Source organism: Bradyrhizobium sp. 170, from assembly GCF_023101085.1.
Taxonomy (GTDB): domain Bacteria; phylum Pseudomonadota; class Alphaproteobacteria; order Rhizobiales; family Xanthobacteraceae; genus Bradyrhizobium.
Map to the genome: position 1 here is coordinate 3,592,470 of NZ_CP064703.1, position 22,004 is coordinate 3,614,473.

16 protein-coding genes and 1 pseudogene are annotated in these 22,004 nt (G+C 58.6%); 6 read left to right on the forward strand and 11 right to left on the reverse strand.

Translation table 11 applies throughout. From position 1 onward, the window contains the following. Positions 1-3,792: an AAA family ATPase gene (locus IVB05_RS16555; protein WP_247785552.1), complete on the forward strand. Its 3,792-nt coding sequence runs from the start codon at positions 1-3 to the stop codon at positions 3,790-3,792. A gap of 81 nt (positions 3,793-3,873) precedes the next feature. On the opposite strand, the gene IVB05_RS16560 is transcribed toward IVB05_RS16555, so the two are convergent. The 4 genes from IVB05_RS16560 to IVB05_RS16575 form a co-directional block, all read right to left on the reverse strand. Continuing rightward, the gene (locus IVB05_RS16560; RefSeq protein ID WP_247785554.1) at positions 3,874-6,516 is read right to left on the reverse strand and encodes an AAA family ATPase; all 2,643 of its coding nucleotides are present in this window, start codon (positions 6,514-6,516) and stop codon (positions 3,874-3,876) included. Between the two features lie 241 nt (positions 6,517-6,757). Next, positions 6,758-7,030 (reverse strand): hypothetical protein, encoded by a 273-nt coding sequence (locus IVB05_RS16565; protein ID WP_247785557.1) that lies wholly within the window; start codon positions 7,028-7,030, stop codon positions 6,758-6,760. A gap of 25 nt (positions 7,031-7,055) precedes the next feature. After that, positions 7,056-7,238 carry a nucleotidyl transferase AbiEii/AbiGii toxin family protein gene (locus tag IVB05_RS16570; RefSeq protein WP_247786716.1) on the reverse strand — a complete coding sequence of 61 codons (183 nt, stop codon included), beginning with the start codon at positions 7,236-7,238 and terminating at the stop codon, positions 7,056-7,058. Between the two features lie 50 nt (positions 7,239-7,288). After that, positions 7,289-7,990: a DNA-binding protein gene (locus tag IVB05_RS16575; protein ID WP_256473343.1), complete on the reverse strand. Its 702-nt coding sequence runs from the start codon at positions 7,988-7,990 to the stop codon at positions 7,289-7,291. 67 nt (positions 7,991-8,057) lie between these two features. Between IVB05_RS16575 and IVB05_RS16580 the strand changes: the two genes are divergently transcribed. From IVB05_RS16580 to IVB05_RS16600, 5 genes and pseudogenes are all read left to right on the forward strand, one after another. Beyond that, complete coding sequence (locus IVB05_RS16580) at positions 8,058-9,440, forward strand: Wadjet anti-phage system protein JetA family protein (RefSeq protein ID WP_247785563.1); 1,383 nt, start codon at positions 8,058-8,060, stop codon at positions 9,438-9,440. Then, positions 9,437-10,114 carry a DUF4194 domain-containing protein gene (locus tag IVB05_RS16585; protein ID WP_247785565.1) on the forward strand — a complete coding sequence of 226 codons (678 nt, stop codon included), beginning with the start codon at positions 9,437-9,439 and terminating at the stop codon, positions 10,112-10,114. The genes IVB05_RS16580 and IVB05_RS16585 overlap by 4 nt, the downstream gene beginning before the upstream one ends. Further along, complete coding sequence (locus IVB05_RS16590) at positions 10,111-13,638, forward strand: SbcC/MukB-like Walker B domain-containing protein (protein WP_247785568.1); 3,528 nt, start codon at positions 10,111-10,113, stop codon at positions 13,636-13,638. The genes IVB05_RS16585 and IVB05_RS16590 overlap by 4 nt, the downstream gene beginning before the upstream one ends. Continuing rightward, on the forward strand, positions 13,625-14,851 hold the full coding sequence (locus IVB05_RS16595; protein WP_247785570.1) for a Wadjet anti-phage system protein JetD domain-containing protein: 1,227 nt from the start codon (positions 13,625-13,627) through the stop codon (positions 14,849-14,851). The genes IVB05_RS16590 and IVB05_RS16595 overlap by 14 nt, the downstream gene beginning before the upstream one ends. A 116-nt stretch (positions 14,852-14,967) precedes the next feature. Then, a pseudogene (locus tag IVB05_RS16600) lies at positions 14,968-15,454 on the forward strand (NUDIX domain-containing protein). A gap of 166 nt (positions 15,455-15,620) precedes the next feature. On the opposite strand, the gene dinB reads toward IVB05_RS16600, so the two are convergent. The 7 genes from dinB to IVB05_RS16635 all read right to left on the reverse strand — a co-directional run bounded on the left by dinB (position 15,621) and on the right by IVB05_RS16635 (position 21,923). Then, positions 15,621-16,727 (reverse strand): DNA polymerase IV, encoded by a 1,107-nt coding sequence (dinB, locus tag IVB05_RS16605; protein WP_247785575.1) that lies wholly within the window; start codon positions 16,725-16,727, stop codon positions 15,621-15,623. Next, entirely contained in the window at positions 16,724-17,392 is a 669-nt protein-coding gene (locus IVB05_RS16610) for an SOS response-associated peptidase family protein (RefSeq protein WP_247785577.1), read from the reverse strand. Before IVB05_RS16610 ends, dinB begins: the two co-directional genes overlap by 4 nt. A gap of 261 nt (positions 17,393-17,653) precedes the next feature. Next, positions 17,654-18,118, reverse strand: a complete 465-nt coding sequence (locus tag IVB05_RS16615) for a carboxymuconolactone decarboxylase family protein (RefSeq protein WP_247779135.1) — start codon at positions 18,116-18,118, stop codon at positions 17,654-17,656. Beyond that, positions 18,012-18,482 carry a MerR family transcriptional regulator gene (locus IVB05_RS16620; RefSeq protein WP_247779136.1) on the reverse strand — a complete coding sequence of 157 codons (471 nt, stop codon included), beginning with the start codon at positions 18,480-18,482 and terminating at the stop codon, positions 18,012-18,014. Before IVB05_RS16620 ends, IVB05_RS16615 begins: the two co-directional genes overlap by 107 nt. A 311-nt stretch (positions 18,483-18,793) precedes the next feature. Further along, on the reverse strand, positions 18,794-19,783 hold the full coding sequence (locus IVB05_RS16625) for a tyrosine-type recombinase/integrase (RefSeq protein ID WP_247779137.1): 990 nt from the start codon (positions 19,781-19,783) through the stop codon (positions 18,794-18,796). After that, entirely contained in the window at positions 19,780-20,703 is a 924-nt protein-coding gene (locus IVB05_RS16630) for a tyrosine-type recombinase/integrase (protein ID WP_247779138.1), read from the reverse strand. The genes IVB05_RS16625 and IVB05_RS16630 overlap by 4 nt, the downstream gene beginning before the upstream one ends. Then, a complete protein-coding gene (locus IVB05_RS16635) occupies positions 20,700-21,923 on the reverse strand; it encodes a site-specific integrase (protein ID WP_247779139.1) in 1,224 nt (407 codons plus the stop codon). The genes IVB05_RS16630 and IVB05_RS16635 overlap by 4 nt, the downstream gene beginning before the upstream one ends. Between the last annotated feature and the right edge of the window lie 81 nt (positions 21,924-22,004).

A 22,004-nucleotide genomic window follows, 5' to 3' on the forward strand; every position in this document is an offset into this window, starting at 1 on the left:
ATGCGTATTCTGGCTATTCGGGGCGCAAATCTCGCCAGCCTTGCAACACCTTTCGAGATCGATCTTGCTGCAGAACCATTGGCTGGGTCTGGCCTCTTCGCGATCACGGGAGACACCGGCGCTGGAAAATCTACGATTCTCGACGCTCTATGCCTCGCCCTTTACGGTGAATATCCTCGCGTTTCTGTCGTCCGGCGAGAAAATGTTCCCGATGCGAGCGGCGAAGAAATCTCAGTCAGTGATAGTCGTGCAATTCTCCGCCGCGGCGCCAGCAGCGGCTATGCGGAGGTGGACTTCGTCGGCCAGGATCGTCAAGCCTATCGAATTAGATGGGAGGCTAAGCGTGCTCGCGGACGTGCAATCGGCCGGCTGCAGGCCGAGGAACGTACGCTGCACCGCCTTGACGATGGGAGCGCCGTCGCCACGGGCAAGACCCAGGTGCGCGACGCAGTCCAGTTAAAGACAGATCTGACCTTCGACCAGTTTCGGCGGACGGTACTTCTCGCTCAAGGCGAGTTTGATGCCTTCCTGTTGGCTGCCGAGAGTGATCGCGCAGAATTGCTCGAGAAGATCACTGGCACCGAAATCTACGCGGTCATATCCATGCGAGTACATGAGGGTACCGAGTTTCGGGCAAGGCAGGTTGCCGATCTCGACCGTCGGCGCGCTGATGTCGGCGTGCTTGCAGATGAGAACCGAGCTCAACTCCTTGCCGAGCTGAGCCGACTCACTGATCTCATCGCCGAAAAAACTAGCGAGCGCGATCGATACACCAAGCAATTGGAACACGCCAAGAGGGTGGATATCACTCGCGCCAATCTCGGCAATGCCCGAGCGGCGGCCGTTAAGGCCGCCGGTGACCGCGAGAGCGCGGATGCCGACTTCCGACGCGTCACCGAGCTCGATGCCATCGAACCGCTGCGTGCTCCATCCATTGAGTACGCCAGAGCGAAACGGCTAGCGGAAGAGAGCAGGGCGCGCGCCGCTCAATTGCTCGACCTCTCTGGGGCTGCGAAGATTATAGATGACGCTGCTGATGTTCGGTTTGTCGAGGCAGCCGCAAACGATGAAGCGGCTGAAAGCGCAGTAGCCCGCTTTGGTGGCGTCTGGAGCGAAGCGGAGAAACTAGACGCTGAAGTTGCTGCAGCGCAGACCGAACTCGCCGATGCTGGACGTATTCAGGTGCAAGCGGAAGCCGTGCTCCGTGGGCAAGAGTGCGGTCTTGCGGAGCTTGAAAATAGTTTTGCAAGCGCGACGGTTGCCCACCATGACGCCACGGAACAACTCGCGTCTCATGCGCGAGGACAGCTCCTCGCTGATCGCCTTGACGACGCAACGTCTCTCTTGGAAAAGCGGGCGCTATTAGCGCAGGATCGCATCACTGCTGCCACGCTGGCCGCTGAAGCTCAAACAACCATCGCCCCCTTGGCCGAGGAAATAACTGCTTTGTCTGAGCAGTTAGCGGCCGGTCGCAAAGAGCGGGATTCGCTTGCCGAGCGACTGGGAGATCAGCAAGCCCGCCTTGCGCTCATCGACGAGGATGCTCTGAGCGACCGTGATGGGTATTTTGGCCAGCTTCTCGAGGCCCTGAGTGAGGCGACGTCCCTCTGCGAACGTTATGCTGATGCTGTCAGCGGTGTTGCCCGTGGTGAAGCTGACCATGTTGCGGCAGCGCAGCAAATTGCCGCTGCGCAGGAGCAAATCCAGGCTGCAGAGATCGACCGCGTCCGGGACAGCGCGGCCCGTGTCGAAGTTGCACCTCTTGCCGATCTAGCCGACGAAACGGTCTCCAAGGAGGCCGTGCATCTTCGCAGCGTATTGATTCCCGGCTCGGCTTGTCCGGTCTGCGGAAGCACGGAACATCCCCATCTTGGTCACCCTAGTGCAGTTAATGAGTTGGTCGAGGCAGTCCGTCGCCGTCGCAAGGAGCTCGACACAGCGCTGGAACTGATTGGATTGCGTCTTCGCCATGCGACTCGGGCCTTGGCGGCAGCTCAAGGCCGGCAATCAGAGGCTGTTCGTGTTGTCGGCCAGGCGCACGATGAGCTTGCTGCAATTGAGGAGCTGTTTGCGACCCAGATTGCCCGTTTGCGCGCTCTCGCCAAAGTGGCATGTATTAGCGCCGTACTCCCGGCTGCTCCAGATAATTCAGGCGCGTCGACGCTTTCTGCGTTGGCTCTTTTAACGAGAAGGCAGCGCGTGGCCGTCACCGCTGTGCTTACAGAAGCGCGAAGTTTGCGCGCAACCACGAACGCTCTGCAGCGCGAATATGACGCTATAGGGGTGAAGCTCGAATCCATCGGGCAAGGGCTTGATCAGCGGCGCAGACAGCTTCATACCACCGAACTAACGCTCAAGGGGCAATCCGTCCGTCGTCGCGAACTCGACGAGCGTCTCAGTTCAATCGACCGGGAAATTACGCCTTTCCTCGTCGCCGCGAATCTGGCGTTGGACGATATTGACCGTGATCCACACGGCACTGCAGTGCGACTTGCGGCGGCGGCCGCAGCCTATAGTGTGTTACGAAGGACGCTTCAAGAACTCGATCACCAGCTACGAAAGCTCGATCCGGATCTTGCAGCGGCAGGCGTTTCGGTCGGCCATGCAAAGATAGCATTAGCGGAGGCCGGTGCAAGGGCCGACCAGCGTCGGATCATAGCCTCTGAGAAGAAAACCGCCCGAGCCGCGCTGCTTGACGGAGAAGATACTGCGACCCATAGGAACCGGTTTCAGGCATCGCGACAGACCGCTCGTGATGAGTTGGCGACTGCCAGCGCCGCGAAGGCCGACGCAGCAAAGAATTACGGTGCCGCTCGCACCCGCCATGAAGAAGCCGATGCCGCCTCCGAATTGGCTCAGCAACAGATGCTCGCGTGTCAGACTGCTTTCCGAGCAGCCTGCATTCAGGCCGGCCGCTCGATCGACGATGTCGAACAACTCCTTGCCGGGGACCCGGTAGAGAAGGCCGCGCTCAAGAAGCGAATTGAGGCAATCAACCGCGCCATCCTTGACGCGGACGTCGCTATTGTCACGCGGCAACAAGATTTGACTGACGCTCTGGAGGGATTTGATGAAGCAATTGATGTCAATGCCATCTCTGCCAACGTGAGTGCATTGGTTGAGGAGATTGCGGAGAAAAATCGGACAACCGGCGGGTTGATCGCTACGTTGTCCCGCGACGACGATGCGCGCCGGATTGCGGAGACGCTGGCGGCGGAGACCGAGTCTGCGACGACCGACTTGGCAATCTGGCAGGCGGTCAACGAAGCTATCGGCTCCGCGCGAGGTGATCGCTTTAGGCGATTCGTGCAGGGCATCACGCTCGATCACTTGGTTCAACTTGCAAACGATCAACTGGCGGTATTCAGTCCGCGATATCGGCTCGCGCGGGGGGTGACCTCCGATCTGGCGCTACATGTTGTCGACCGCGACATGGGTGATGAGATTCGCGCTACCCGGAGCTTGTCTGGAGGTGAACGATTCCTGGTCTCATTGTCTTTAGCCCTGGCATTGTCCGGCCTTGAGGGGAGAACGTCCTTTGTAGATACGCTGTTCATCGACGAGGGTTTTGGATCTCTCGACGCTGAAACGTTAGACATTGCTGTAGACGCCCTTGAAACGTTACAAGGACGAGGTCAGAAGGTCGGTGTTATCACGCATGTTGCTGCCATGATCGATCGAATCGCCGTGCAGGTCCGCGTCGAAAAGCGCGGAGGGGGCCGCTCGGAGGTCCGTATTGCCACCGCGCTGCCATCAACTTGGTCCAGCAGCAATGAACGCGCCGTGGGATAGTAAAAGGACGCAATCCCTTTCGGCGTTCGCTCTTTGCTCGAATCGGGGAAACCGCGCAGCAAGACAACGTTAAAGCTCTAGCTATTTTGGCTTCATACTGGGCCGTTTAGCCTCGGCCATGGCACTTTCCGCCTTAAGATCAGCAACGAGCTTCTCGATCGAAGCAATGTCTTTTTCAAAATCCGCTGGATCGGGCACAGTGACGGTATCGGCTGCCGGGTTGTCATGACTGTGCGTGTTTGCCTTGGTCATGCCTTCATGGAATCGGATCGCAAGAACATCCGAGAGGTGGACCATTCGTAGTTTTTGTGTCTCTATCCGGTCTACGCCCCGCCGTACAACATCACAAAAAATGCACTCTTCTACGAGACGCTCGTAAGTATCCCGCAGGCGACCATAGAGGTTCTTGATTGCGACTTCATAGTCGGTTGGGCTGGTCGCATGAAGTTTTTTGACTGGAGCGTAGTCGTTACGGATACGGGCAAGTCTTTTATTGACGTTCAATCCCTTCCATACGACTCCCGCCGGGTCGATCTTCCCGGCGTTCGCGGCGTCGGCAAACAAGGCAATCGTTTCCGGCAAGATTCCGAGAGCATCGGCTTCCCGGCACAGATCGTTGAAGAAGATCAAATCGTGTGTGAAAACAATAACTTGTCGTGTCTGAGCTTCAGTCGCGATGCGCTCGGCGACTTTCAGTCCACGGTCACGGTCGAGGGATGAAACAGGGTCGTCGATGACGATAGGTCCTGTACCCTCCGTGACGGCGACCTCGGTCAGGAAAGCCGCGAGAGCAAGCGCACGTTGCTCGCCTTCACTCAGAATATCCGAAGTCAACTTCGTCAGCGTGGTGCCAGGCGTGGTTTGGAAGGCGGCTTTGGTTTGGTCACTCTTGCGAGCCAGTCGGATTTTGAGATGCGTAATGTCTAGGGCCTTGCGTTCGGTTTCATACCGATCGATTACAATCTTTGTAAGATGAACGTCGACAAGATCGTTCGCCTTCTTGGTGATGCCTGTCGTTTGCACCTCTGCGAGTGCGGCGACATAAAGCGCATCCTGTTTGAGGAGATCACGCCGCTTGATGAGTCGGTCGCGGCCAGCTGCGAGAATCTTTCGATCGGCAAGCTCTGCCCGTTCTGCCGCTAACTTTGCACGCTGCGCATTCTCATCCGCGCTGGCAAGCGCCGCGGCTTCCTGAGATAGAAGTTGCGCCAGTTCCGCAAGTGTCGTTGCAGGCGAAACCAAAGGTAAAAGGGTTGAGGGCGCGGCCTCTGTGCCCTGTAGGGCGGCAATTGTCGCCGTACGCCTTGCTTCCGCGCCCTGCTTGAAGAGAGACAGCGCGTCAGCAAGCTCGCCATTTCGTTTTCGAATCTGTTCCAAACGGGCCGGCCAATCTTTGGACGCAAACGCTTCAAGCTTCGGAACCACAGTGAGCGTCGCGGAAACCGTCTCCTCGGCTTGATCCGCCGCCGTCGCAAGTGCGCCACCAACGAAAGTCTGAAAACGTCCCAATCGCTCCGATGCAGCGGGGCTGAGGGGCTGGTGACAGAGAACGCAGCTTTCAACGTTGTCAGTGGTATTGACGACTGGAAAGTCACGGCCGGCATACGCATCTATAATCGAGTAGTCACGGGCAGCGAGCCAAAGACGCCGCCATGTCTCTCCGCCGACGCCTGGAAGTGGCTCGGTTGAGAAAAGCGCGGTTGCATCGAGGCCCGCCGCATTGCGCGCCTCGATGGCGTGCTCCTTGAGCGTGCGATGCTCCTCTAGTTTCACGTCGCTTAAAGCTTCAACCAGGCTGCCGCAGTCTTGCGCCAAACCTTGAACCCAGGTCGAGAGGGCAGTCATGTCGGCAGCCGATGCTGTCGTCGCCGAGAGTAGGCGTATCAACTCGTCAAGCCGAGTTTGATCTCCTTCTGAGAATTTGGCTGCCTCGTCGATCTGCGTGTCTGTGGATTTAGCCGACAACCCCGAATAAAAGGCTTGCGCCTTCGTCGTCGTCACCATTTCGAAAGCGATTGTGGTGAGGCCGATCTGTCCAGTGATCGGCTTGCGCTCACCGTCTAGTCTTCCCTTGAGTGCGATGCAGAGTTCGTTCAGCTTGTGCGGCAACGCCAGGCCGAATGGCAGGAACTGAATTTGGTTGCCACCATCCACGTAGAGCTGGGCGGCGCTGCTATCGAATACCGCCACCTGTAGAAGCGCTTCCGAGGCAAGCCCGCCTGCCTTCCAGGGCACTATGACTTCGCTACCGCCAGTCTCGATGACGATTTCGGCCGCCTGTGGTCCACTGCTTGAGCCATATACGTCACTCAAGACCTTCAGTTTGGCCGGGTTATCGAAGCGCGTGCGACAGGCCGTTCGAAATATCCGAACGAAACCGCTTTTTCCACTTCCATTGCGCCCATAAATAACAGTCAAACCGCTCGCTGCGAACGTAAGTGCGGCCGATGGCACAAGTCGATTGACGTTCTCGACGTTACGAATAGTTTTGATCTGCAGAGGCGAGCCTGCAGTGGCCGTTGACAGATGCGCTTTCCCGAGCGGGATGGCCGCGCCCGGTTTGGGCGAAAGAGAAAAACCGACGCTGTCCTTGATTAGATTGAGGAGGTCATCGTGATCCTGCGAGCCGATTGATCCGCCGCTCGCAAGTCTACGAAGCGCGTCCTGGCGCCATGGAGACAACTTCGTGGCTGACCATTCTAGAATGTCTTCGACTGCCCCCAAGCTAATGCCCCCCACTGTTGATTGTACGTTAGTCGCTAAGCAACGATAGCGCTAGTGCGGCGGGACAATGTGTGGAGCTTCTCACAGAATTCGTGAAAACGGGACAGTCCAGGGCGAATCAACTGGTGAATTCCAGCGATCTGCTGGGCTTGTTGTATTCGATTTGAGGGGTGAGCGGTGACCACCGATTCTAGAATCGCTTCGCTGAAACCTGCAGACAGGCCGCGGCGTTAACTCTCTTTTAGAGCGTCGTGAGTGCAGCAATGAGGGCTATGGCCTCGTTCCGGTTCTTCTGCGCGCCATCGGCAGTGAGTAGTTTCTCGGCAGCGGATAGGTCGGCCAGGAAGCGGTAGTCGTCGACGACACGCCGGATCATGCCCCCAAGATCGGGCTTCTGGTCTTTGCGCAGGAGGTTGGTGAGATCCGCGACGTCGTAGTTGCCACCTCCCTTCACCCGTTCGCAAAAGCGCGCGTAGTCGAGACCGGGACCGCCGCTGTTCCAGAGCTTTAACACCGCCAAGGATCTTATGAGGTTGCGGTTAAGCGGGCGGACGGGCGATTTCCGAAAGATCGTGCAGTTCGCGGATTTTCGAGCGCTGGCTGGCGGCGCGAATCTTTTCCGCGACGGCTTCATCAAATGAGAGAGACGGAATCGCCACAGGTGTGAACTTGAGGAGCTTAAAATAATCCTGTTCGATCTGCGCGACAGGCATGACTGCCATCACGGGGGTTTACTCGTGATGTTTTCATCGTCCGCCATTTGCTGATCAGCCTAAGTCGCTCGACCGACGCGAGATTTGGAAGTGCTTGCGCTCCGCGGGCGGACCTTTTGCAGTTGGCCCGACGCTTTCACCCTCAGCAGCGCTATCTCGCCGACCAAATCCTCGATCCGCTTCTGAAGGTCTCGGATTTGGTCCCGGTCTTCGCGTCGATTGCGTTCAAAAGAGTCGATCAGGCGTTGTGCGGCGCGGAAATCGCTTTCTGCATTGCGCAACGCCGATTGCAGGCCCCCGAAGTTCTGGGCGAGTTCGTCCCGTTCTTTGCCGAGCTGCTTCACAGCTCGGGCCATCTCGTCGCGCTGCCTCTCGGCTCGGGCAAGCCTCTCGGATGAGGCAAGCGCCTCCCTTTCGAGACCGTCGATCTGCGTGCGCAAGGCGGCATTCTCTTCCCGCGCCGGGCCGGCTGATTCCGCGTGCGTGCTCGTCCAATACCTGGTGATCACTGAAAGGAACTGTTGGGAAGCCTCGGAGCTCATTTGTTGCAGTTCACGCACCAGCGTCTGCGGCAACCCGGAAGGGGAAGCTGAGAGCGGTTCCTGCCGTGGCATCTTCGCGACGACGGCCTTGATCCGGCTGACATTTCCTCCTCCCAACCGCATGCGCACACGCATCGGATTGATTTCTCCGCCTTCTACAATCAACGCTTGCGCGGCAGCCATAATTTCGGAATCGGTATATTTCTGTGGGCGAGGCATTAGGGGCTGTTTGTTTTGTTTGTGCTAACTTATCCTATATCAACCCGCCGACCGCCGAAAGGGCGACATGAGCTTTCTTGACGTCATTCCTCATGCCTTGTTTCGCATGCTGTCGTCGTCGGCGCATGTTCGCAACGTTGCGGTCCTGGAATCCATCTTTGAGCAATTCTTCGACGACTTCGCTTTCGCGCCCAAGAGAGCCGAGGTGTTGCAGGTCATCAGGCAAGTCCTGGACAATCCAGACTTCCGAACCATCGCGGACGACGACGAGGTCAATCCCTCTCCTGAGACCGCCGAGCATATTGTCTATGGCCGATTGCGCGATGACGGCTGGATCATGGAGGTGGCGAACCGAAAGGCCACCGAGGTCTACATGCCTCGCGAAGCTCACGCGCTGCTCTCCGCCCTCATCACTCTCAAGGAAGAGCTGACGATCGATATCTCGGCTGAAGCCAGCCTGATCGACAGCGGCATTCTCGCAGCCTACCAGGACCCCGCTGGAAAGGTCATGAATATCGCCAGCGCACGCCGCCAAACGGTGCAACTGCGGCGCTCGATCGATGGCGTCCTGACGTCGCTACACCGCATCGAGGAAGACCTCATGCGATCCGACGGCCTGGCAGACCTGCTGACCAAGTTCATGGAGCGCTTCGTTGAAAAGCTTCTGCTGGAGAATTACCGCGCACTAAAAGCATCGGCCTACAATCCGATGCGCTTCCAACGCAGCATCCAGACCAATACCGAGCGTTTCCTAAACGATGAGGGCCAGATCGCCCGCGCTGCCATGGCGTTGGCCGATCAGCGGTTGGTCCCGGATGTCGCGACCGCTCAAGTCCAGATCGCGCAGGATCTTACGCGTATCCGAGATGTGTTCGCGAATCTGGGAGAAAAACTCGATGTCATCGACCGCTTCTCTCACAAACTTGAGCGCCGCATTGCGACGACCGTTCGATATCAAGAGACGGGACGAAACATTCGTGAGGAACGGCTTCGCGATGCTATTCGTCTCGCATTTGCCCAGTGGAGCGCCGGCAACGTTGAGTGCGTGAGTCCGCTCGTTGAAATTCCGGTCCCATATTCGACGGCTACGCTGGCACTACCTAAGAAGGCGCGCGAGCCGGTCGAACCGCAGACGCGCCAGCCGAAGGCGGTCGATCCCGCCGATGTCATGCGCGAACAGATGGTTGACGCCTATGCCGCCGCCATGGACGTTACCCGTCATGCTGTTGCTGAACGCATGCGGACAGTAGTACCGGACGATGGCGGGTTCTTCGATCTCGACCATTTTGAGCCCGAATCAGCTCGCGATATCGCAATACTCTACGAAGCGCGCGCGGGTGCGCTCGCGGCCAATCCTGAATTTGAAATCCGCAAGAGTTCCTCTCGAAACCCGAACCGTTTTGTCTCGGGTCCCGGCCTATTGGTGCGCCGCAGAGAGGGGAAAACATGACCTACTACTCGCGATGGGCGACGCGGCAAGCTGCCCAGGATCCTAACGTCACGGCCGAACAACTGACTGAGACCGCTAACAGGCTCCTGCATCGGCAGTTCGTCGCTCGAGCCGATTTCGGCGGAGCTGCTCACTTCGACCGCATCGCCGCCAACCTCGATTATTTCAAGGATGTCTTCGCCGGCTTCGGGTTCCAGTTTATCTTCAACGACACTTGGGGCTACGCCGGCTACGTAAGTCCCGTCGCCTACAATAACGCGCGCGTGCCGACGCAGGAGACAATCGTTCTCCTCTGCCTGCGCCTGCTCTACAACGAGGGAGCCGAAAAGGGGTACTTTGTCGATTCCAGTGCGCAGATTCTTGTCGAGGAAGATGAGATCCAGACCGTTTTCTCATCGATGGGATCTCGCGCTCTCAAGCCAGGCGAGTTGCGGACAATTCTCACGACGTTCAAGCGAAAGGGCCTCGTCACGTTCGATCAAACACACTCTATACAGGTGTCGGCTGACGTCATCATCCGTCCCACCATCACCGAGGTGGTCGACGGCTCCTTCTTGGCGCGTATCGAGGTGTGGGCCGGGCAGCCAGCACGCTCGGAAGCGGCAACCGTCGAGAGTGACAGTGGCGGGGCAGATGAAGGCTCCGAACCCGAGCCGGAGACATCGTCATCATGATTCCGGCCTTCGTGTTGCGCAACATCGCTGCGGTCAACTTTTATCTGTATGCGCAGGATTTCCCGATTGCCCAGCGGGGCAACGCTGTTTTCCTGGGAGGAAACGGTTCGGGCAAATCGGTGCTGCTCGATGCGATCCAGATCGTCATGACGGGCATGAACAAGCGGTACCTCGATCTCAACAGCCGCGTGTCGGAGGGAGGGCGCAGCACACGAACGGTACGTGAGGCATGTCTCGGCCTCCTTGACGATGGAGAGGGCTATCAGCGCGATACCTGCCTCACTTACATCGCGCTTGGGTTCGAGGCCGCTGACGGCAGCCGCCGTTGCACCGCGGGCGTCTGCCTTGAGGCTAAGGCCTCTCTCAGCGAAGAGAATGTTCTCGGCCTATTTATTGTCGACGGAGAAATTCTTCGATTTTCCGATTTCGTTCACGACCGCCCCAAAGGCTTCGAGGAGAAGGGGTGGCAGAGCTTTCTGGATGAACAACGTCGCAAATCCCGCACGGTTCAGACCTTTCAGCGGCAAAACAACCGCGCCTACCTGCGCCATCTCTACGCGATCATTAATGCGAACGCCCGCGGCACCCAGCTCGACCCCGACCGCGCACGCGCGGCCATGCGTCAAGCATTGTCCTTTGACATCGGCCAAATCACCAGTGTCACCGATTTCGTCAAGCGGTTCCTGCTCGACGATATCCCGATCGAAATCCAGACTTTCCAGGATCGCTACACCACTTGGCGCGACATGCAGAAGACCATCGAGCGTGTCGAGGCCGAGATCAAAACCGTGGAAACAATTCGCTCGGCATGCGAGCGTGTCATGGACGATCAGTTTAACGTCCGAATGTGGAGCTACGGGGCTGAGCGTGCCGAGTACGACCGCTATGGAGACGTGATAGCCAAGCAGTGCAAAGACATCGACGAGATGGAGGAGCAACTCGAGAGCACGCAATCTTATCAGACGAGGCTCGCTGAGGTGATCGAGCAGACACGGCGTCGGCTCGAGGCCCTAAAGGGTCAGATCGATGGAACGCCAGCCTATAAGCAGATTGAGTCTGCCCAAGCTGAACAGAATAGTCAGGCCGCCATTCGGAGGGCGGCCAACATCGAAGCAAAGTCGATCTTTGACGCCCTCAGCGCATTGCGCGAAGCAGCGACGAGTCGAGCTTTTCCCAAGAACCATGCGAGCATAGCAGATTTTGTATCACGATCGAGCGCCGATATCGGCGACACCTTCGACGCTACTTGGCCAAAAGCGCCCCGCCGAATTACAGCGATCGTCGAAACTGTGCCACCGCTCGCCGAAGCGCGAATCACATTGGCCGAGCAGTATCAGGATGTGAGCGCGGCGAGAGCAAGCCTGGCGAAGGAATTCGAAGACATCAATCGCCGGCTGAGCAACCTGCGATCGGGTGGCACCGACATGCATCCCGACACGCAGGACTTCCTGGCCGACATGAGGAAGATGCGCGTGCCCGCGCAAAGCCTGACGGAAGTCGCCGACATTGCTCCAGGCTTTACGGAGTGGCGCGGCATTATCGAAGCGATTCTGGGAGACTGGGTCGATGCCGTCATCATCGAGCCTCACTTCATGGATCAGGCCTACCCGCATTTCGACCGCAACTATAAGGCAACCAAAGCCAAACTTATCCAATCCGAGAACGTAATGCCGCAGGACCAAACTGTTCGGCAGGGCACGTTGGCTGAGGCCGTGGTCACCGAAAATCCATATGCGCGGGCGTTTCTCAACGTGCGGCTTGGCCGGATCATTCGCGCTCGTTCGGCGAATGATATTCGCAAAGGCGATCTCGCGGCCTCGGTCGATGGCAAATATGCCCATGGCCGGGGTATCGAGTATCGCAGACTGCCGCAAATTCCGCGGCTTGGACAGTCAGTGCGCGACCAGCAAATCGCTCAGCTAACCCAACAGCATCGAGACTTCGAGCCGCGTTTGCAGGCTGCCAAAGAGAACGAGCTTCGGCTGTTCGCCGCACTGGAGGCTATCAAGCGCGCCGAAGCCGCCCTGATCACAAACAAGGGTAACACGATCCGCGTGCTCAAGACGATTGAAGCGGCCGATCTCGAACACAAGCGACAAGCCGACCTCATCACCGATCTCGAAGCTAAACTGCCCAAGGGCGTGATGGAGGAAAAACGCGAAATCGAGGCCGCGCTGGCCGCCTGCAAGCAAGAGCAAATCGACGAAGAAACGAAGGAAAAGGAACTCATTGGCAAGATCGGTCAGCGAAAAGGCGCGATGGAGGCCAATGCTGAGGAGCGGAAAAAAGCTGCTACAAAGGCTCGGGAGGCGTTCCCGCCATACGAACGTCGCCGGCGCCACCATAATCCGCCCGTCGGCCTCGAAGGGTTCGTGCGGCGCGCACGGGCAATCTATTTAAAAGAGCGGGCCACAGGCGAACACCCCGCCCACATACGTAATCGTTTTGAGACACTTCGTAAAGACAAGGCGCCGAGCCAGCGAGCCGCGGTGACGAGGCTCACAACGACGGTTCAGGACTATGTGCTGGCCAACCCCGACCAGCACCCACGCTTTGAGTGGACTCAGTTCGTTGCAACCGAGCAGACGGCGATCCTTTATGATTGGATCGACATGCGACATCGTGAGCTGACCCAGACGATCTTACGCAATTTCAAGATTCAGGTCGACAAGGCAGTGATCGCGTTGGTCGAGACCATGGTCCACGACTTCCTCAGCCGTCTGCGTGCCAATATCGACGCGGTCGATCGGACCAAGGACGATCTCAATAAGGCCCTTCGCGGCAGCGTATTTATGGGAGAGGTCTATCAAATCCGTCAGGAGCGTGACCAGGACAAGGAGACGATCCGATACTTGATTGATCGCCTCGACATCGTGGCGCCAAAAGCCACCGAGCTGATGCAATCAACGTTGAATCCGAATGATCCCGATCAGGTCAAGATCAAAGAGCTGATCGACATGTTGACACTCGAGAGCAATGACGATGCGCACCATCGTCGCCGCTTGCACGAATTGGCGGATTACCGCAACTATTTCCGTTTCAGCATCGATATCTGCGATCCGGAACAAAGTTACCGAAGGATATCCGATCTTGAGCAGCGCCGTGGCAAAGCCAGTGGCGGGCAGAAATTCGTTCCTTTCTATATTTGCCTCGGCGTCGCAGCTCAATCTGCGTACTTCAATCATCTCGGAGGCAGTCGGGACCCACCTCCACAATCAGCCCTTCTGCTGATGGACGAGGCGTTCGAAAAGCTCGATCCCGACAACATCTACAAGATCATTCAGTTCTACCACAGCTTGGGACTGCAGCTCATTATGGCTGCGCCGAAAACGCATCAGGCGCTCTATCAGGAAACCTTTGACACATTGATTTCGATCATCCGGGTTGGTCGCGCCATTCAGGCAACGCCTCAGCATTTCCATCACGACGCGCATATGCTTTTGCGCAAGGAGAACCCGATGCATCAGCCGCGCAGTTTCTTTGAAGAGCGTGTCCGTGAGGAACGGAGACATGCAGCGGAATAGCCAGTCCGCCGCCGAGGCGTTGCTCAACCTCCTGCTCGACCGGTTTGAAGGGCCGCGACCACGTACCCGCGACATTACCCAACCGATCGATTACACGATGGTCAGGGGTCCCGCCGCGCAGGACGAGTTTCACCGCATCCTACAAGATGCGGAACGAGCAGGCGGTGTCGCATTGGAGCAGGCGCGGATAGGGCGATTCACCGGCGAGTTTGCTCGCGTTCGTCTTGTCGACCCCGATAGTCTTTACAAATTTCTGGTCAGAGCACCCGCGACAACCACTGCTGACAGCGCGCATCAAGTCATCCAGGCTGCTATCCCCGATATTCTTGCAGATCCGTACTTCCAAGAGATCGAGCAGGAAGCGATCACTGCTTGGAAAAGCAACAAGAGCTTCCTTGGCCTCTCGGCAACGGACGTTGACACGGTCATTACGATCTTGCGCCTTACGCACGGCATCGTACATCTGTCGGGTGCGGACATCGATCATCGGACATTTTCTCGGCGAATCGTGAAGGACAGCAAAGCCCTAGAACGAGTGGAGGGACGGGTCGCACAACTACTCACGCGTCGCGATCCCGCTTTGGCAGGCGAGGAGCCGCGCGAGGTCTTGCAGGCAAGCGGAATCGTACGCCGAGCCCACCTCTTGCAGGTCAAGGGTCCGCTTCGTTTGTTCTCCGGTGCGCTACAGATTGATGGCACAGGGAACGTCTTTATCGGGCTGCCTTGGGTAGCCGTCCAACAGGCGACATTGTCTCACGCCGTCGATTACGTCATCACCATCGAGAATCCGACCAGCTTTTGGCGATACAGCACGGAAATCGATGGAAACTATCTCGCTCTTCTGACCGACGGCTTCCCGGCGCGCGATGTTCTCTCGAGTATGGCTCACCTCGTTCGAGCCGCGCGTCTTACGGCGCCGAATACACCCGTGTATCACTGGGGTGATATCGACGCTGGAGGTTTGCGGATTGCCGCGCACCTCGAAGACACCTTCGAAACGGCCATCCGATTGCACCAAATGGAGCTCGAGCTCGCCCTGACCTTTGGATCGCCGCTGCAGTCAAGTAAGGGGCTGGAAAAACTGGCAAATCGCCCGGGGCAAATCGGACAATTGGCATGCTGGCTTCGTAGCGGAGGAGCAAAGATGTTGGAGCAAGAAGAGCTCGACCCTAAGACACCAATGTTCTCGGCGCTCGTGCACGATCAATCGTAGGTGAGCAGTCCGCAACTCGACGTTCAGTCGACAACGAACGGATTGAAGATGAGCATGTTGCGCGACGTGCCGGCGTAAATCCTCCGCGTCCAAGATCGAAGGCTGAAGGAATTAGCGTGAGTTCCCTCAAGCGAGCCGCCGCAGGAGCCTCAACCGCCGGCATACTGTCCTATCGTCGAATCGGACAAGGCCTCGAGGTGTTGCTTGTTCATCCCGGCGGACCCTATTGGCGCAACAAGGACGATGGCGCCTGGTCGATTCCGAAAGGCGAGATCAGCACATCTGAGGATGCCGAGCAGACCGCCCGTCGCGAGTTTACCGAAGAGCTCGGGCCGACAGCCTCGATTGGTCACTTGCAAGCCTAGGGAGAGATTCGTCAACGTGGCGGAAAGCGCGTGATCGCCTTCTGCGGAGAAACCGATTTCGACACGTCGTCACCGTTCCAGTAATACCTTTGAGTTAGAGTGGCCGCCTAGGAGTGGCCGTCTACGGCCCTTTCCGGAAATCGATCGCGCTGAGTGGTTCGACCTGCAAGCCGCCCGATCGAAGATACTGTCGAGACAGATCGAGCTCATCAATCGACTTGAAAATCAAGTGACGTAGCGCGATTACATCGGCAGCGCTTGTTTTTCCGCGTCGTCGACATACTGAGCGCCAATACCGGGACCTGCAGAACTCGGGGCGGCTTCGTCAACTGTGACCAGTTTGCCCCGGTGATTGGCCCGCTGTTCAACCGACGTGTAGAAGACGTGGTCTGCCCGTCGTACCGTCAGATCGGCAGACCGAGTTGCGGCTCGGTCTGGAATTCGCCGTTCAACGCGGACAGCGAGATCCCCAGAAGCCGAACTGACTTCGGGACCGGCACCTCGCTCTGCAGAAGACCGACAGACAAACGTTCCAATTCGCTGCGGCTCGAGACCGCGATGGGTACGGATTTGCTGCGCGTGATGATCTCGAGGTCGTTGAACTTGACCTTCAAAGTGACTGTGCGGCCCCGCGTGCCCTTGTCTTCGCAGTGCCGCCAAACCTTGTCGATCAGCGGCTGCATCTCGGCGACCATGGCGTGAAACTCAGTGAGATCGGTGGGAAATGTGTTTTCTGCGCCCATGGATTTCCGGACACGGTTGGCGCGAACCTCGCGGTTGTCGACGCCTCTCGATATCCAATAGTAGTACTCGCCGGCTTTGCCGAAGTTGGCCTGCATGAAGTCGAGCGACTGGTTGCGCATGTCGAGACCGGTGTGGAGACCGAGGGAATTCATCTTGGCGCTGGTCGCCGGCCCGATGCCGTGAAACTTGCTGACCGGAAGCGTCTCGACAAATGCCGGCCCTATCTCCGGCGTGATGACGTACTGGCCGTTCGGCTTGCGGTGATCGGAGGCGAGCTTGGCCAGAAACTTGTTGTAGGAGATGCCGGCCGAAGCGTTGAGGCCGGTTACTTCCTTGATCTTCGCACGGATCGCCAACGCCACGTCTCGCGCCAATGGAATGCTTTGCAGATTTTCCGTGACGTCCAGATAGGCCTCGTCCAGCGACAGCGGCTCGATGATCGGCGTGTGCTCAGCGAAGATATCGCGGATCTGCTGGGAGACCGCCTTGTAGACTTCGAAGCGCGGCTTCACAAAGATCAGATCTGGACACTGCCGCTTGGCGGTTACCGAGGGCATGGCCGACCGCACGCCGAACTTTCGGGCTTCGTAACTCGCGGCCGCTACGACGCCCCGCTCCTGCGATCCACCGACTGCGACCGGCTTGCCGCGGAGATCCGGATTGTCCCGTTGCTCGACGGATGCGTAGAAGGCGTCCATGTCGACGTGGATGATCTTGCGTTGGCGGCCCGGGGGAACTGCCTGGTCGTCATCGTCCTCGACGGTCATGTTGTCTGCCCGGCCGGATCTTCCTTTACGCCGCGGGCGACGATTTTGAGCAACCCGTCCGAAAGCGGCCGTTGCAGCTTCAAGACCTCGTCCGGAGGGGCTGTCATCCAGGTCTCGACCTCGCTCTGAGTCGTCAGGATCACAGGCATCGCCTTGGGGTGGATGGCGCCGACCTCGGCATTCGGCTCTGTCGTGAGGAATGCGAAGAGGTCGTTGTTGGTCTCGCCTTCCTTGACCTTCCGGACGGACGTGCAGTTGGTCCAGATGCCGGCGAAGCAGGCAAGGGGGCGGGTCTCATCGAGTGCGAACCAGATATCGCCGCCTTCGACCTTGTTGAACTCGCTGAATGAGTTGAACGGCACCACGCAACGGTTCTCGACGCCGAGCCAGCGGGTCCAGTGTTTGCTCTTTACATTGCGGATGTTGGTCGCGCCGCCGTCCGGCTCCATTCTAAGCAATTCCTTGAAGTCGACCGGCTTGCCCTTGGCTTGCAGCTTTTCGGCTCGTTTTTTGGTGGCGTCCATCAACGCCATTGATGACGATGGCATGCCCCACCGCGCCGTGGCGAGTTCGCGGCCCCCGGTTCCATTACGCACGATCGGTGCCTTGTAATCGGGAAACACGCCGGGCATCGACGCCAGATTGCCGACATACCGGTTGTTCACCCGAAACAGCGCGATGATGGCGGCCTGGTTGGTGGTGATCGAATAGAGATTATGCCGACGTCGGCATAATCTCTATTATGCCGATCTCCGTATTATGCCGCGCCGATGCGCATTCCCGAGGACAGGGGCGCAATCTCGGCGCGGCATGTCGGCATAATCAGAGCGCCTCGAGGAATGCGAGCAGCTTGTCGCCGGGGCGAGAGTGGCCGGGCTTTGCCATCGCCCGTCACAGCAAGAATCTGTTTGTGCGCCGGTTGGCGATCAAGAGCCGGTTGTCTCCCCGCTGGGCGTGGCGCGGAGGGCGAATATTTCCTTGGCTGCGAACAGGCCGTTGAGCGCGGCCGGGAAGCCGGCATAGACGGCCATCTGCATGATGACCTCGGTGATCTCTTCACGGCTCAGGCCGACGTTCAGGCCAGCCTCGATGTGAACCTTGAGCTGAGGGCTGGCATTGCCGAGCGCGGTTAACGCGGCAATGGTCGCGATCTCACGGGCCCGCAGATCGAGGCCGGGGCGGGAATAGATATCGCCGAAGGGGAACTCGATCACATAGCGCGCGAAATCGGGCGCGATGTCCGCCAGCGCCGTGATGACGTTATGCCCAGCCTTGCCGTCAATCTCATCTAGTGCTCGCCGCCCGCGCTCGAGCCGGCTTTCTTGCGGCGAGAAGACCGGTGCGGGGGGTGCGCATGCGGGTTGAGCCTGTGCTTTCGTGGACTGCGTCATGATTTTTGCTCCTTGTTCTCGTGCCGGCGTAGCCAGCAATCTTGGTGTCGAGAACGAGAAGGCACGCTTGCAGTTCGGCAGCGTGGGCACGGACGGCCGCACGGTGGCGCTCCAGAAGCTCGCGACGCTCAGCCTCAGTGCCGACGCCGCGCTCCCGCAGTGCTGCGTAGCGCAGCATGTCCCGGATCGGCATCCCGGTCGTCTTCAGACGGCCGAGAAACTCGATCCAGGTCAGGATCGATGCGTCGTAATCCCGATGGCGCGATTGGTTGCGGTCAGCATAGGGCAGCAGCCCGATCCGCTCATAGTAACGAATCGTATGTGCTGTCAGTCCCGAGCGTTTCGCCAGTTCACCAATCTTCATGAGCACCCTTCTCGATCAACGACGCAACGGAAGCTAGGGGTTCGAGCGCGCTCTAAGTCAAGAGGAAATCGCATCACAGTGATTCGAGCACCAGCACGCTGTCTCCGACGGGGTGGTGCATCGCTGCGATTTGGAACAGGCAAATGGACAAACAAGGTCTGTTCGCCGCTCGGCGAAGTGAGCCTGCCCGGCGACTGCTAAGCTTGAAGCCAATTCATTTTCGGCAGGGGGCAGGGAGGGGGCCGATTATGCCGACCGTTGGCTCAGGACGGCCTCAGGCGGCGGCGATCGCTGCTTTGGAGTCGGCATAATCACAGTGCCTCCAGAAATGCGAGAAGCTTATCATTCGGTCGAAAACGACCGGCAGTAGCTACCGCTGGAGCTGTAGCGGCCAGTGCGCGTTCCTTGATTCCCATATCAGCGTGTAGGTAGATGTGGGTGGTTTCGACCTGCTCATGGCCGAGCCAAAGTGCTATCACCGAAGTCTCAACTCCCGCCCGCAGCAGTCGCATCGCGGCGCTGTGACGCAACACATGCATGCTGATGGTTTTCTGTCCCAACGACGGACAGGCGCGGGTGGCGATCTGAACGTATTTGGCGAGCCGATGTTCGACGGCGTCACGGCTGAGTGACGTCCCCGACTGGGTGACGAAAAGTGGCTCCGCCGGTTGACCAGCGCGCTCAGCGAGCCAAACACGCAGGAGGGCGACCATGCCCGACGTAATCGGTGTGATCCGCAACTTCCGTCCTTTCCCCATGCAACTGACATGCGCGCCAGTGCCGAGATGAACATCGCTGATGCGAAGGCCGATCAATTCTGACGCACGCAGGCCCGTTTGGGCCGCGAGCGTAAGCAGGGTATGGTCGCGCCGCCCGGTCCAGGTCGAGCGGTTGGGTGCGCGGAACAGCGCATCGAGTTCTGGTTCGATCAGGAAAGTGACGAGCCTCCGGTCGAAACGCTTGCGTGGAATGGCAAGCACGCGTTCGATTATGGCGGCATGCTCGGGATGTCGAAACGCTGCGTACCGGAACAGCGAACGGACGGCGGCAAGTCGAGCGTTGCGAGTGCGCGCACTATTCTCCCGCTGCTTCTCAAGATGGTCGAGGAAGGCGCCGATGAGCGGCGCATCAAGATCGTCGATGTCTAGCTTCGATGGTTCGACGTCTTTCCTCGCGGACGCGAAGACCAGCAGCAGCCGCAGCGTGTCCCGGTAGGCCGCAAGTGTATGGGGACTAGCTTGGCGCTGGCAGATGAGGCGTTCCGTGAAGAACGCTTGCAGGGTTGGGGCAAGTGCGGTCATGCGGCACCTCCGAGGTGCCGCTCCAAACGATCACCAACCAGCGTCAGCAACTCCGGCGCAGCTGAGATATACCAGTATGTGCTGACGGGATCGACGTGGCCGAGGTAGGTCGACAGCAACGCGATCCGGTTCCCCGGCTCCCTGCCATCTCGATATCCGTCAAGGATGGTATTGACGGCAAATCCGTGCCGCAGGTCATGCAGCCTCGGACGGCATGAGGCAGAGCGCGGCTTGAGGCCGGCGACATCCACAATTTGACGAAAGACGGGCTGGACGCCCATGTAGCGGAACCTGGTGCCAACCGTAGTGACCAGCAGTGCCGGCGTATTCGACGAGTTTTTCGGACGGTCGTCTCGACGCAGATAATCAACCAGTGCAGCCACGGTGCTCGGATGCAGCGGCAATTGGCGAGACTTGCCGAACTTTGCGTTCCGAATGGTGAGTAGTCCAATGACGGAGTCAAAATCGTCGCGGTCGAGGCCGATCGCTTCCCCAACCCGCATGCCGGTCACTGCAAGCAAAGCGATCAATGTCCGAAATGTCGCCACTCGGTGCGGTGCCCGCAGCGTCCCGGCTGCGGCGATGAGGGCCGCGATATCCGACTCCGAATATAGGTAGGGGGTGGCCCGGCCTTTTTGCTGCACCAGCAAGTGTGTCGGGGGCACCTCGGTCGCGGGGTCGATCCCGCGCAGGTGTTTAGCGAAGCGGCGAACAACGGAAAGCCGGGCAAACGCCCAGGTTCGACCGCGCTTAGGGAGTGTCGCCCAAGCGAGCGCCGCCTCGGTTGTCAGATGGTCTTCGCCACGATCCTCGACGAAGGTGAGAAACTGACCGAGTAGTTTCTCGGCTCGATAGAGCTTAAAGCCGAGGGCGCGGCGAACCGCAAAATAGTCAGCGAGAGCTTTGCGGAGAGCGTTCATGCGATGTCTCCCGGCCAAGGGCGGGCGATCGACCGCAGAGCATCGCGATCGACCTTGGCGTAAATCGATGTCGTAATAGCGTTGCGGTGGCGCAGGAGTTGTCCGATCTCGGGCAGCGATGCACCGCCGCGTAGCATCAGAGTCGCCGCGGTGTGACGCAGCCGGTGAGCATGGATCGGTTCAATGCCGCACCGTTCGCTAGCGTGGCGAACAATCTGCGTTACCGCGCCAGTGGTGAGAGCATGGTGCGGAGCTGTGATCCGTGCAAACACTGTGCGGCCTTGCGTGCTTGCGGGACGGCCGTGACGCAAGTAAGCCGCAATTGCTTCGCCGACATCCGCGGGCAAAGGCAATCGTTCGGTGCGATTGCCCTTGCTGTGAGCAATCACGATCTCGCCGGCTCGCCAATCGATGTGCTCAAGTTGCAGTTTGGCGACTTCGCCTGCCCGCAGGCCCAGGCGAACAAGCATGGTCAGGACCGCGAAGTCACGACAGCCACTTCGGGTGCTGGCGTCGCAGGACGCCAGAAGGCGCTGCACCTGGTCAGAGGCCAATCCCTTCGGCAATCCGGTTAATCGCCGACCGGGAACGGTCGGCACCGCAGACACCAGCGACCGATCGATAGCGCCGTCGACGTAAAGAAAACCGAGTAGTGATCGAAGGGCCGTCACCGTCAGCCCGGCCGTCCCAGGGCTGAGGCGGGAGCACTTTGTCACTACAAAAGAAATGACATCAGCCGCTGTCAGGCTTCGAAGGTCCAGAGCAAGGCCGTCCGGCAAGACCCTGGTTTGAAGGAAGGGACGCATCAGTTCAACATACCTGGACGCTGACGCATCCTTGATGCCACGTTCAAGTATCAAGTAACCTCGGTATCGCGCCAGGGCCGCTTCAAGCACTCCGCTGGCCGGCGGCAACAAAGCCGCAGGTGCGGTCCCAAGACCGCGCAGGTAACCGAGGATCGGCTGCATCGCTCTGATAGAGCGAAGAAAACTGTAACCAGCTTCATGACGGCTGCGCTGAAACCGCTCTACTTCCTTTGCGCATAGTTCCCCTACACCGAGCCCCTCGCTCACAAGCCAATTGCTCAGCTGATTTAGCAGCAACAAATGAAAGCGGGCCTGCTGTGGGCTATAGCCTTGTCGTGTCAGGTGGTCGGCAAACCCGGTCGCGAATGCCGAAAGCGGACCCGAAATCCTAACTCGTGACAGATCAATCAACATCAAAGCCTCCCTTCGATTGGCAAGAGGGAGGCTATACGCGGTAGCCATCAATCGGATTATGCCGACTCCATCGCAGCGATC

Bases quoted from the DNA above. Each gene is read 5' to 3' on its own strand.
- IVB05_RS16595 (WP_247785570.1), top strand. From the start codon at position 13,625: ATGCAGCGGAATAGCCAGTCCGCCGCCGAGGCGTTGCTCAACCTCCTG.
- IVB05_RS16585 (WP_247785565.1), top strand. From the start codon at position 9,437: ATGACCTACTACTCGCGATGGGCGACGCGGCAAGCTGCCCAGGATCCT.
- dinB (WP_247785575.1), bottom strand. From the start codon at position 16,727: ATGACCGTCGAGGACGATGACGACCAGGCAGTTCCCCCGGGCCGCCAA.
- IVB05_RS16590 (WP_247785568.1), top strand. From the start codon at position 10,111: ATGATTCCGGCCTTCGTGTTGCGCAACATCGCTGCGGTCAACTTTTAT.
- IVB05_RS16625 (WP_247779137.1), bottom strand. From the start codon at position 19,783: ATGACCGCACTTGCCCCAACCCTGCAAGCGTTCTTCACGGAACGCCTC.
- IVB05_RS16630 (WP_247779138.1), bottom strand. From the start codon at position 20,703: ATGAACGCTCTCCGCAAAGCTCTCGCTGACTATTTTGCGGTTCGCCGC.
- IVB05_RS16570 (WP_247786716.1), bottom strand. From the start codon at position 7,238: ATGGCAGTCATGCCTGTCGCGCAGATCGAACAGGATTATTTTAAGCTC.
- IVB05_RS16620 (WP_247779136.1), bottom strand. From the start codon at position 18,482: ATGAAGATTGGTGAACTGGCGAAACGCTCGGGACTGACAGCACATACG.
- IVB05_RS16635 (WP_247779139.1), bottom strand. From the start codon at position 21,923: ATGTTGATTGATCTGTCACGAGTTAGGATTTCGGGTCCGCTTTCGGCA.
- IVB05_RS16615 (WP_247779135.1), bottom strand. From the start codon at position 18,118: ATGACGCAGTCCACGAAAGCACAGGCTCAACCCGCATGCGCACCCCCC.
- IVB05_RS16555 (WP_247785552.1), top strand. From the start codon at position 1: ATGCGTATTCTGGCTATTCGGGGCGCAAATCTCGCCAGCCTTGCAACA.
- IVB05_RS16580 (WP_247785563.1), top strand. From the start codon at position 8,058: ATGAGCTTTCTTGACGTCATTCCTCATGCCTTGTTTCGCATGCTGTCG.
- IVB05_RS16575 (WP_256473343.1), bottom strand. From the start codon at position 7,990: ATGCCTCGCCCACAGAAATATACCGATTCCGAAATTATGGCTGCCGCG.